8 protein-coding genes are annotated in these 12,907 nt (G+C 40.7%); all 8 read right to left on the reverse strand.

Annotated features, from left to right (window positions below):
- Window positions 1-426 precede the first annotated feature (426 nt).
- The 8 genes from AWM76_RS06540 to AWM76_RS11125 all read right to left on the reverse strand — a co-directional run bounded on the left by AWM76_RS06540 (window position 427) and on the right by AWM76_RS11125 (window position 12,791).
- Entirely contained in the window at window positions 427-1,203 is a 777-nt protein-coding gene (locus AWM76_RS06540) for a pseudouridine synthase (protein ID WP_003143832.1), read from the reverse strand.
- Window positions 1,193-3,013, reverse strand: a complete 1,821-nt coding sequence (locus AWM76_RS06545) for a putative polysaccharide biosynthesis protein (RefSeq protein ID WP_003143833.1) — start codon at window positions 3,011-3,013, stop codon at window positions 1,193-1,195. Before AWM76_RS06545 ends, AWM76_RS06540 begins: the two co-directional genes overlap by 11 nt.
- Window positions 3,014-3,406: 393 nt before the next feature.
- The gene (locus AWM76_RS06550) at window positions 3,407-4,270 is read right to left on the reverse strand and encodes a pyridoxamine kinase (protein ID WP_050774136.1); all 864 of its coding nucleotides are present in this window, start codon (window positions 4,268-4,270) and stop codon (window positions 3,407-3,409) included.
- A 63-nt stretch (window positions 4,271-4,333) separates the two neighbouring features.
- The gene (leuS, locus tag AWM76_RS06555) at window positions 4,334-6,748 is read right to left on the reverse strand and encodes a leucine--tRNA ligase (RefSeq protein ID WP_039936056.1); all 2,415 of its coding nucleotides are present in this window, start codon (window positions 6,746-6,748) and stop codon (window positions 4,334-4,336) included.
- Window positions 6,749-7,076: 328 nt separating this feature from the next.
- Window positions 7,077-7,979 carry a shikimate dehydrogenase family protein gene (locus AWM76_RS06560; protein ID WP_003143838.1) on the reverse strand — a complete coding sequence of 301 codons (903 nt, stop codon included), beginning with the start codon at window positions 7,977-7,979 and terminating at the stop codon, window positions 7,077-7,079.
- 3 nt (window positions 7,980-7,982) lie between these two features.
- The gene (gene aroB, locus AWM76_RS06565; RefSeq protein ID WP_003143839.1) at window positions 7,983-9,122 is read right to left on the reverse strand and encodes a 3-dehydroquinate synthase; all 1,140 of its coding nucleotides are present in this window, start codon (window positions 9,120-9,122) and stop codon (window positions 7,983-7,985) included.
- Between the two features lie 55 nt (window positions 9,123-9,177).
- Window positions 9,178-10,080: a 3-deoxy-7-phosphoheptulonate synthase gene (gene aroF, locus AWM76_RS06570; protein ID WP_003143841.1), complete on the reverse strand. Its 903-nt coding sequence runs from the start codon at window positions 10,078-10,080 to the stop codon at window positions 9,178-9,180.
- Window positions 10,081-10,469: 389 nt separating this feature from the next.
- A complete protein-coding gene (locus tag AWM76_RS11125; protein WP_003143842.1) occupies window positions 10,470-12,791 on the reverse strand; it encodes a muramidase family protein in 2,322 nt (773 codons plus the stop codon).
- Window positions 12,792-12,907: the final 116 nt, after the last annotated feature.

The raw sequence follows: 12,907 nt of genomic DNA on the forward strand, positions 1-12,907 counted from the left end.
GCGAACCCAACTAAAAAGGGTGTGAGCGTCGACGCCGAGAAAGGAACCGTTGGAAGATGAAAGCAGTAGATGATACAGTCAGCTACAACTTCATCTGAAACGCAGTTGTTTCTGGAGACTCGAACCCGACTAAAAAGGGTGCGCGCTAGATTGCTCAGCTCAACAACACTGGAAGAATAGTGTCGTATCACACAAAGTGTGATGCAAACTATTTTGAAGTGGACTTGAGCTGATCTAGTGAACCCGACGATAGTACAAAGTTAAAAAGGTATTGAGTTTATAGACTGCTTGTAGTTAGCCTTCTGCTAAAAAATAATTCGGCAAGTTTCGATAGTTAAGTGTAGGCACTTTTTGAAGTCAGATATATGCAGACAAGAACTCACCCCCATCAAAAAAGCTAGGTGCATGACCTAGCTTCTTGAGTGATTATTCTGTGATGTTTAATGCTTTACCTTCGAAGATGGCGTCGTAGAGATCTTGATAGTCTACTTGAACGAATTCACCTTCTGTTAGGGCATCCGGTAGTATCAATTGCCCAATGCGTTGTCTATGTAATTGCACGACTTCACAATCAACTGCATGGAACATGCGCTTAACTTGGTGGTACTTACCTTCTGCAATGACCACACGGGCTAAGGATTGGCCAGCTTCTTCGTCTACTTGGTCGATGAAGAGTTGTGCTGGCTTTGTTTTTTCACCTTGGCCAATGTCCAAGCCTTTTTCAAATTGGTCAATATGCTTGTCTGATAATAACCCATCAACAAGCACAGCGTATTCCTTTTCCACGTGTTTCTTAGGGGCCATTAAGGCATGGTTGAACTGGCCATCGTTAGTGATCAGTAGCAGACCTGTTGTGTCTTTGTCTAGGCGTCCAACTGGAAATGGTTGGTAGGTTAAGATCAGGTCTTCTGGTAACAGGTCAATCACAGTCTCCCACCGGTTGTCTTCGGTTGCAGATATCACGCCGTCTGGCTTGTGCATCATGATATAAACATAAGGTTCATAGACGAGTTCTTGACCATCCACTTCCACCTTGTCCTCTGTTACATTGACTGGTTGATTGGGCTTCTTGGCTACAGAACCATTGACATAAATAGCGGATTTTTTGATTAAGGTCTTCACATCACTCCGGCTATAAGGAGTCATGCTAGAGACAAATTTATCTAAACGTTGGGTGTTCTTCCCTGCCTTTTTATTTGTCATAGCGGCCCATTCCTAATTTCGCACGAAGCATTTTGGCCTTATCGCCAAGTAGTGTATCTAATAGTTTAAAGCGTAAACCACCAATGACATAAACCGCTACCCCAACACCAGCTACAATCACGATTTGGACCACTTGGTGCACAAGTGATATTTCAGGTGATAAGATAGTGCGTCGTAAGAATTGGTTGACTAACCAAGTGGCAATACCCATAGCACCTGATAACAAAGCAATGCCCTTGATTTGGCCTAGAACTTCAACTACTGATAAGTTGATACGGACTTTTAGGCGCCACAAGTAGAATACAGCAATTCCGATAAAGGCTGTTCCTGTAGCTAATAAGGCACCTGAAGTGCTAAACATCGCTAGGAAAGGTGCTTGTAGGACCAATTTAAGTGTTACCCCAAGTAACATACCCATAATAGCGTCTTTAAAGAAGGACATGGCTTGCAGCATGGCAACCAATACTGAAAAAAGCCCCATAGTCACAGCTACTGCTGCTGATAATTGTAATAGTGAGGTACCTAGTGGATCGTGGGTAAAGATGATCGCGTACAAGGGCTCAGCTAAAACCGCCATCCCGATTGCAGATGGGAACATGACTAGGGAGAATAATTTCAAGTTGTGGCCGATTAACCCTTTTGTTTCTGGAAAATCTTGTGTGGTATGTCGGTCAATACGTTTTGGCTGTGCTTTGTTTTCCAGCTTGGCCTCGATACCCCTTTTCTCTTCTGAATAGGTAGCTGAAATAACAGCGATGGATGTCGAACCGATGGCAACCGCTAGGGAAACGATGATGGTCACGAGTTTATTGGCGTTGGCACCGAAAATGGCGTATTCATTGATTAATTGATCATGTGAAAGATGAGAAACCCTTTCCATTATCGGCATATAGGTGTTGGTATCGACTAAACGGGATAGTTCGATTGCTGAACCGGAAACGATGAATGGAATAGCAATCATCACGATTTCGAGTAATAGATTTTTGGAAGAGACGTAGGTTTCTTCCTTAACCGCGTACAATTCTTCTTCCTTATTGTAACCTTTGCGGTAGCGCATAAAGAAGAATACCAATGTGGCTAAGGCTGCTAGTGCCCCAACGAAGGCCGCAAATGTTGAGTGAGTTACAGCTTTGACCATTTCACCGTTATTGATCACACGGATGATGTAAACCGCCCCTAACATGTATAGGACACGTAAGATTTGTTCAGTAATTTGTGAAATCGCGGATGGCTTCATATCTTGGTGCCCTTGGAAGTAACCACGGATAACTGAAATTGTTGGTAGAACAACTAAAGCTGGCACCAAGGACCGAATAACTAATACTACTGAATCGAAATCACGGGCTGGTGTTGATTGGGCCAAAATGGGTGCGAATGTCCAAAGTAGGACACCACCTACTAAACCAGTAACTGTCATCAAGGCTAGACCCGCCTTGAACAAGCGGTTGGCTGTTTTATAGTAGCCTCGTGCATTATAATAAGCCATTTGTTTAGCGATTGAATCTGGTACCCCGGCGATTGTAATAGACAAGAAAATCGCGTAGTAACTATACCCAATATTGAACAAGGAATTGGCTTCATTGGCGATGTGCGGTTCACCCATCCATTTGTACCAAGGCATGATGTAAAGGACCCCTAAGATCCGTGACACCATTGAGGCAATGGTCATCCAAGATGCCCCAGCATTCATTTTTTCTTGTGCGCTGGCACTTGGTTTTCTAGGTGGCAGATCAAGTGGATCCACTTCTTCAGGTTGAATCACTTCTTCCACTTCATCAGTCCGATTTAAATTCGGATCGTCTATACCCATATTTATTTAGCTCCTTATACAATAAATTTGATTTATTTCAATTTTTTATATTTATTTATCTTTGAAAAATACTTAGCTTTCATTTTATATAATACCTACCGTCATTTCAATCATCATCAGATTAAAAAGACCTTAAATTTTAAAAGAAAGGCTGTAAAATTTGGCCTTTTGGCAACTATATAGTAGGCCTATTATATCAGAAAATCTGAAGTTGAATTCACCAACTCGCCAACAATAGTGGCATGCGATATTACTAACAACTAACAGCTTCGACTACCTTCAATTTAAAAGGTAATGATAAGTAAAACTTTAGTCGCAACAAATTAAACTTTCCAAATAAAAACTGACAGTTATGTCGTCTACACAACTGCCAGTTTATGATTTGTCTGAATGTTATTGTTGGTTAGCTTTTAATTTTGATACGAAGTTAGATAAGTCGCCTAAGAATAGTTCAAATTGTAAACCATTCATCATAACATCTGGATCATCTAATGATTTTTCGATAATTTTTGGAATGTAGTCCACAGCTAATTGGCTAGCCACTTTAACAGAAGCACCATTTGCTAATGCACCAACAAAGATTGAACCGAAGATATCACCAGTACCGTGGAATTTACCACCGATAAATGGTCCAGTTGCTAAACCTTTTTCACCAGTCTCTACGTCCAAGTAGTAAGCACCAGTTTGACTTTCACCGTCATATCCTGCACCAGTTAATACAACTGAAGCATTGGTTTGTTTACGAACTAATGTTAAGAATTCGTCAATTTTTTCTTGTGGCCAGATACCTTCAGTGTAGTCCACACCATACAAGAAGCTCGCTTCTGTTTGGTTAGGCATAATCACATCTGCCATCGCACATAAATTCAACATTTCTTTAGCATATTCTTCGTCAAAACCGTAGTAGAAGCTACCATTGTCAGCCATAACAGGATCAAGATAGAATTTTGCATCATCTTTTAATAATTTTGGCAATTCTTTCTCTAAAAACTTGATTTGGCGAACGCTACCTAAGTAACCTACATATGCTGCATCAAATTTTAAGTCAAATGAGTGCCAATGATCCACGATTTTTTCCATTTCATCAGTTAAATCTAGAAATGTGAATCCTTCAAATCCAGGCCCCGTATGTGTTGACAACAAGGCTGTTGGTAAAATAGTTCCTTGCAGGTGCATACTTGATAGAATAGGTAATGCCACTGTTGTAGAACATTTACCGAAACTAGAAGCATCGTGAATAATTAAAATATTTTTCATGTAAAATTCATCTCCCATTAATTAAAACTAACCATATTATACACAAGACAGCTATGATGTCTACTAATTTGCCACAATATTAACTAGTTTGTTTGGTACTACGATTTCTTTGCGAATTGTTTTACCAGCAATTGCTTCTTGCACTTTCTCGTTTGCATGGGCAATTTCTAACAATGCTTCTTTGGCACTATCATTAGGCACTTGTAATTTCGCTTTGATTTTACCATTCACTTGAACAACAATTTCGATTTCATCGTCAACGATCATCGCTGGATCAAATGTTGGCCAGTCTACGTATGAAATACCAGGTTCGTTTCCAACAATTACCCACATTTCTTCTGCTAAATGCGGCGCGATTGGAGCAATCAATTGAATAAAGCCTTTCACGTATTCATAGTATAGGCTTTCAGCCTTATTGGCTTCATTTACAAATACCATCATTTGAGAAATGGCTGTATTAAAGTGTAGGTTGTCAAAGTCTTCCGTAACTTTTTGAACAGTTTGGTGGTAAACTTTGTCTAATTCACCAGTGTTCATTGTCGTAATACGGTCACGCATTTTGCCATTTTCATCAACTAGTAAACGCCATACACGTTCTAGGAAACGACGAGAACCTTCAAGGCCATTCTCAGACCAAGCGATTGACGCATCTAGAGGACCCATGAACATTTCGTATAGACGTAAGGTATCTGCCCCGTATTGGTTGACTACATCGTCAGGATTTACAACGTTCCCTTTAGATTTAGACATTTTCTCATTACCTTCACCAAGAATCATCCCTTGGTTATAAAGTTTTTGGAATGGTTCTTCATTTGGTACTACACCTAAATCATACAAGAACATATTCCAAAAACGTGCATATAGTAAATGCAATACCGCATGCTCAGCCCCACCTATATACAAGTCCACATTGTACCAGTAGTCTAAAGCTTCTTTGGGAGCAAATTCATTTGAATTTTTAGGGTCGATATAACGTAGGAAGTACCATGATGAGCCTGCCCATTGTGGCATTGTGTTTGTTTCACGGCGGCCTTTCATACCTGTTTCAGGATCAGTGACATATAACCAATCTTCAATATTGGCTAATGGAGATTCACCTGTACCAGATGGTTTAATGTTGTCAGTTTTTGGTAAACGAACTGGTAGCTCATCTTCTGGAACTGCAGTTGTTGTGCCATCTTCCCAATGGATAATTGGAATTGGTTCACCCCAGTAACGTTGACGAGAGAAGACCCAGTCACGTAAACGGTATGTTGTTTGACGTTCACCGCGACCTGAAGCTGTTAACATTTCAATCGCTTTTTCAGTAGCTTCTGCAGTTTCTAAACCGTTTAATTCACCTGAATTAATGTGAGGACCGTCTCCAGTATATGCTTCAACAGCAACATCGCCACCTTCAATTACCGGTCGAATGGGTAGGTTGAATTGTTTAGCAAATTCGTAGTCACGGCTATCATGGGCAGGAACCGCCATAACAGCACCCGTACCATATGAAGCTAAAACATAGTCTGCAACCCAGATTTCAAATGGTTCACCAGTTAATGGGTGGATACCGTAAGCACCGGTGAATACCCCAGTTTTTTCTTTGGCTAAATCTGTACGGTCTAAGTCAGATTTCATTGAAGCTGCAAGTAAATAAGCTTCCACTTCTTCACGTTGCGCTTCTGTCACGATTTGACGCACCAAGTCATGTTCAGGCGCTAAAACAGCGAAAGTTAAGCCGTAAATTGTGTCTGGACGCGTCGTAAAGGCATCAAAAGTTAAGTCATGATCTTTAATATCGAAAGTTAATTGCGCACCTTCTGATTTACCAATCCAGTGACGTTGCATTTCAACAACTGAATTTGGCCAGTCAACATTTTCCAAACCTTCTAATAAACGGTCAGCGTAAGCAGTAATCCGTAATACCCATTGTTTCATTGGTTTACGAACCACTGGGTAGCCACCACGTTCAGACTTACCGTCGATAACTTCTTCATTGGCTAATACTGTACCTAAAGCTTCACACCAGTTAACCAAAATTTCGTCTTCATAGGCTAAACCTTTTTCATATAATTTAGTGAAAATCCATTGTGTCCATTTATAGAATTTCGGATCGGTTGTATTGATTTCACGGTCCCAATCATAAGAAAATCCTAGTGATTTGATTTGACGTTTGAATGTGGCAATATTTTTCGCAGTGAAATCAACCGGGTCATTCCCTGTATCTAAGGCGTATTGCTCAGCAGGCAAACCAAAAGCATCCCATCCCATTGGGTGTAAGACGTTATACCCTTGTGCACGTTTGTAACGCGACATGATATCTGTTGCTGTATACCCTTCTGGATGTCCTACATGTAGTCCAGCCCCTGATGGGTAAGGGAACATGTCTAGTGCGTAATATTTAGGTTTTGAATAATCCTCTAAAGTTTTAAACTCTTTATTCTCGTCCCAATATTTTTGCCATTTCTTCTCAATTACTTTATGATTAAAAGCCATTGTTTTCTGTCTCTCCTTTAATTGTGAAAATAAAAAAGCCCTACATACGTCAAAAAAACGTATATAGGACGAAATAATTTCGTGGTACCACCTATGTTTTGTACTCTTCATACCGATAACGTTGGCGCGACGTGGTAACGGATGCTTCTCATCGTCACCAACTTATAATCCAGCCTAATTCACAAGTGGTTCAAATATACTTCCACCAACCGTATACTCGCTTCATTGAACACAACTTGTTACTACCTCTGAAAAAGTTCAAATATTGCCTTTATTCTAGCACTTTCACCCAGTAAAAGCAAACCGGTTCAATCCAGATTTTCCAGTCTTATTTGGCTTTTCTAGCAGCTAACTGACCTTTAATAGTATCAAAGACTACTTGCACTGGCATTTCTTTATGGGCAAATAGTTGGTAGTTTAATTTAGCTTGGTAAACTAACATATCTAAACCACCAATGACCACACAATTTCTTGCTTTTGCTTGTTGCATAAACCGGGTTTCCATAGGGTCGTAAATCACATCCATGACCACGGTCCCCTCTTGTAACCAGTTTTCATCCGCCAAAATGGATTGGCCCCGGCTTGCTGCCATCCCAAGGCTCGTTGATTGAATCACGATTTCAGCCTGCTTGACTGCTTGACCAACATGATCTTGGTTTGAAAGGTCAATCATTTTTAAATCAATTTGTGGGTAGTCTGCTCTTAAAGCATCGCACACCTTAATCAGCAAGTCTTTTTCTTGGATATTGCGTGCCACCACAGAAATATCTCTGATGCCTTCAATCACGGCCTGGGCAATAATGATTCTAGACGTTGCGCCAGATCCGTAAACGACTAACCGCTTACCAACGAGGTCAACACCTCTATTTTTCACGGCAAGCCATAAGCCGGCACCATCCGTATTGTAGCCTACCCATTGCCCCTTGTCGTCTCGGGTAATCATGTTGACAGCGTTGACATACTGACTAGCAACATCTAAGCGGTCAACCGTCTGCATGGCCTTGAATTTCCCTGGCATGGTAATGTTAATCCCTTGAACGTCTAGGGCTTTCAAATGCTCGATTCGTTCAATTGTGTCATCTTCGCCCGTTTCAAAAGCGATGTAAACCATATTCAGGTCTTGAGCTTTGAAAGATGTATTGTAAATGATGGGTGAAAGCGAGTGGCTCAAGGGTTGCCCAATCACCGCTGCAAACTTCGTTGACCCGTTAATATCTGTAATTGAATCCACGCATTAAGCCTCCGCTTCTACGATTGTGATAGGTAATTGATCGTTATTTAGATCAGTGAAAATGGACGCTAACCAGCCGGCATATTGGTCAAACGTAATGGTTTTGAGTTCACATTTACCGAATGATTCTGGGAATATTTCTGTAATTTCCCCACCTCGACGTTTCTTGTCGTTGGTCATAGCACCAAGAATATCCTCAAAAGTATACTCTTTTGCCACATGCACTTGGTCTAATAGATGGTACTGGTTGAGTAATTTGTTAAAACGGTCAGCCAAACTTAATGCTGTCAGCCCTTCTTTTTCGGCCATTAACTGGGTCAAGATCATCCCCGTTGCAACGCCTCGACCGTGGGAAACTTTGTAATGCGATACTTGCTCAATCGCATGGCCAATGGTATGGCCAAAGTTCAATAATTGACGCAAGCCTAAATCTAGTTCGTCTTCTAACACAACGCTTCGTTTAATCTCAACACAACGTTTAACAACAGCTGCCAAGTCTTCGCTCAAGGCATTTAAAGGTTGGTCGCGGGTCATTAAGTTGTTCAGTAAATCACTGTCTAAAATCATGCCGTATTTAATTAATTCGGCACACCCATCTTCGAAAATACTTTGCGATAAAGTATGGAAGGTAGTTAAGTCACAAAGGACGCGTGCAGGCTGATAAAAGGCGCCAACTAGGTTTTTACCCTGGGGTAAGTCGATGGCCGTTTTGCCGCCTACTGAAGAATCAATAGCTGAAAGTAAGGTCGTCGGAATTTGAATGTAAGGAATGCCACGCAAGTAAGTCGCTGCTGTAAATCCAACTAAGTCACCAATTACCCCACCTCCCAAGGCAATCAGGATGTCTGAACGTGAATAATTCAAAGTGGCCAACTCTTCCTGCAAGCGGATGTAGTTTGCAGATGATTTCTGGGCTTCTCCGGCCGGTAAGGTACTGATGTTAACATCAGTCGTAATTGGGCTAATCGCCTCTTGTAAGGTCCCTAGGTAGCCATATGAAGCGACGTTCTCGTCAGTCACGATCATCACCTTACGTTGCTGAACTAAATCTTCCAGATGGTGTCCGGCATTTTTAATCAAATCGTTGTCAATGATCACATCGTAGGGTTTGGCAACTGCTACATTTACATTTTCCAATTTCATTCCTCAATTCTTTAAAATACGTTTGTCGTTAAGTGGTTTAACCGGTATTTGTAGATTAATTTAAATCCGCTAAGAATGCGTGTAATGCTTGCACTTTCTCAGTTAACGCCTTGTACTCATCTAAGTATAACGATTGTCGGCCGTCTGACCAAGCCTCATCTGGATTTTGATGAATTTCAATGATCAAGCCGTCAGCACCAGCAGCAACCGCAGCCATAGCCATTGATTCAACCCACTCTCGTTTCCCTACAGCATGGCTCGGGTCAACCACGATTGGTAAGTGCGTTTTTGATCGTAAAACAGGAATCGCTGATAAATCTAAAGTGTTTCGCGTACTTGTTTCGTAGGTACGAATACCTCGTTCACATAAAATTACATTAGGATTACCGTGGGCTAAAATGTATTCAGCCGCCATTAATAAATCTTCGATTGAAGCTGCCATTCCGCGTTTTAACAAGACTGGTTTTGTCGTTTGACCAATTGCTTTTAATAAGTCGAAGTTCTGCATGTTTCGAGCACCCACTTGGTACATATCGATCCCATCGAATAAATGCACTTGATCAACAGCCATCACCTCTGTCACCACTGGTAAGTCGTATTTCTTACCAACAGCCTCTAACATGTCTAAACCTTCTTGCCCTAAACCTTGGAATGAGTATGGAGAAGTACGTGGTTTGAACGCCCCACCGCGTAACATATTGGCACCTGAATCTTTTACCGCTGCAGCTACTTCGTCTAATTTATCTAAACCTTCGATTGAACAAGGACCTCCGATCATGGCAAAATGACCATCACCAATTTGGATATTGCCTACCTGTACAACAGACGGCGCCGACTTGTATGATAGGCTCGCTCGTTTGTATGGTTCTTTAATATTGGCTAAAATCGTTTCTTCGGTTTCTGCAGTCATTACTTGTGTATTCATTTTATTTTCTCCTTTTTTAAAACGCAGTATCAATAGTCATTTTCCAAGGTTGGAATTTAAGCAAGAAAAAAGCCCTTTACAACAAAACCACCCTGAGTGATTTTTGTTGTAAAGGACTTTCTTGTATAACTAGCACCTATGCTAGTTGCTTAAGAACTAAAGCCATATCCTTTTTTAAGTACAACAAAATCACCTTTACCAAAACCGTAAAAGTAAAAGTAAAAGTTGAAAAAGTTATAGAATGTTGTACTTAGTAATGATTTCATGGCTGTAGTCCTCCTCTCGCTATTTAATAATGCAACTTTAGCAGTCTTTTTTTACCTTGTCAACAGATTTCTAATTTGATTCTAATTTTATCCAAAAAAACACCCCAGCTTGTAGAGGGGGAGCTAAACAAGCTGAGGTGTCATAATTTGATCAAATTAGTTAAGTTTTAAGACTTGGCCAATGTACAAGTTGTAGTTTGATAAGCCGTTCAATGTCATTAACTCATCTAAGCTTAACCCGTTGTTTTTAGCAATACGGTATAAAGTTTCACCAGATTTAACTGTATGTGTCTTCGCACTTGAAGTAGCTGAAGAAGATGTAGCTGAGGTAGATGAACTTGTGCTGGCTTGACTAGATGAACTTGTTGACGCATTAGAAGAAGCTTGGCTAGATCCACCAGTTGTAAATACTTTACCTGGATGAATTAAGTCAGATCCACCATTTAAGGCCCGGGCTTCCGCTAATGAAATACCTAAGGCACGTGCAACAGTGTAAATACCGTCACCAGATTTAACAGTGTATGAGTTGCCTGAAGCTGATGCTGAAGCTGATGCTACGCTTGTAGATGTACTTGCAGATGATTGACTAGCTGAAGCACTTGAAGTTGATGAAGCTGAACTAGAAGACGCTTGACTAGATGAAGCTTGACTAGATGAACCTGCAGTAAATACTTGGCCTGGGTGAATTAAGTCAGAACCACCATTTAAGGCACGAGTCTCTGATACTGAAATACCTAAGGCACGTGCAACAGTGTATAAACCATCACCAGATTTAACTGTGTATGAGTTGCCTGATGCTGATGCTGAAGATGATGCTACGCTTGTAGATGTACTTGCAGATGATTGACTAGCTGAAGCACTTGAAGTTGATGAAGCTGAACTAGAAGACGCTTGACTAGATGAAGCTTGACTAGATGAACCTGCAGTAAATACTTTACCTGGATGAATTAAGTCAGATCCACCGTTTAAGGCACGGGCTTCCGCTAATGAAATACCTAAGGCACGTGCAACAGTGTATAAACCATCGCCAGATTTAACTGTGTATGATTGACCTGATGTAGATGCTACGCTTGTAGATGTACTTGCAGATGATTGACTAGCTGAAGCACTTGAAGTTGATGAAGCTGAACTAGAAGACGCTTGACTAGATGAAGCTTGACTAGATGAACCTGCAGTAAATACTTTACCTGGATGAATTAAGTCAGAACCGCCGTTTAAGGCACGTGCTTCTGATACTGAAATACCTAAGGCTTTCGCAACACTGTATAAACCATCACCAGATTTAACTGTGTATGATTTACCTGATGTAGATGCTGAAGATGAACCAGCATTTGCACTTGCGCTTGATGTAGAAGACGAGCTTGATGTAGAAGTCGTCGACTGACCTGCTTTAAACACTTGGCCTGGGTGAATTAAGTCAGAACCGCCGTTTAATGAACGTGCTTCTGATACTGAAATACCTAAGGCTTTCGCAACACTGTATAAACCATCGCCAGATTTAACTGTGTATGATTTACCTGATGTAGATGCTGAAGATGAAGATGAATTAGTGTTAGTAGCTGTTTCTGTGCTTGATGAGCTAGACGATGAAGATGCGCTAGATGAAGCTACAGATAATACTTGGCCTGGGTGAATCAAGTTAGAAGTTAAGCCATTTTGCGCCTTAACCTCTGCAACAGTTACACCTAAAGCACGTGCTACAGTGTATAAACCGTCACCAGCTTTAACAGTATAAGATTTTCCACCATTTGTAGATGATGTTGTCCCTTGTGCAGATAAGTTTGTAGTTGCACCTGAAACTGATGCAGATGTACCTGAAGTTGAACCAGCAGGTGTATCGTATTGTGTTAAACCATGTGTCGTAATCAAGTTGTTTAATTTACCACCATAGCGGGTATCAGTTGCGTAAGTACCAGTTAAGGCAGCAGTCGCATCTTTGTATGAGCTTGTATTTGATTTCCAAGTACCAGAATAGAATTCAGAATCCCAAGTTACACCGTTAACCATTTTATTCGCGTAGTCAGTTAACGACTCTTTATAAGATGGGTAAGCACGGAATGAATCTCTGATTTGGTAGTAGTTACCAGAACCATCATCTTCTAGTGTGTAGAAAGTTACACCCTTACCGTTGTATGTCCCTTTAATCCCAAACAAGTTGTAATATGGTGCTGCTGATAGACCTGATGCCCCCCAATTAGACTCTAAAATCGCTTGAGCAATCATCACTGATGCGTATAAGTCGTTATCATTTGCTAGCTTATAGGCATCTGGAATGATGCTATCTAAGAAAGCATTATTGGTTGATGCAAAAGTAACTGTCGTCCCTTCGCTCGCTTTTACTGTTGGCATATCGATATTTGCACTCAAACTTGATACAGCAAAAGCAGACCCTAAAACGATGGCCCCTAATGTTGCTGATTTTTTGGAAATTGACGCAATTGATTTGCGCGACCCTGCTTTATTTTCCTCAATAACCAATTATACTCCCCCTTGTAATTTTTCAATTGTCAAAAAACCAAAACTTTCACAACCTAAATTCTATCGAAAATAATTTTATTAAGAAAGACTTAATTTGTGTTGATGTTATTATTTAA

Origin of the sequence: Aerococcus viridans (assembly GCF_001543285.1) — a bacterium.
GTDB classification, from domain to species: Bacteria; Bacillota; Bacilli; order Lactobacillales; family Aerococcaceae; genus Aerococcus; species Aerococcus viridans.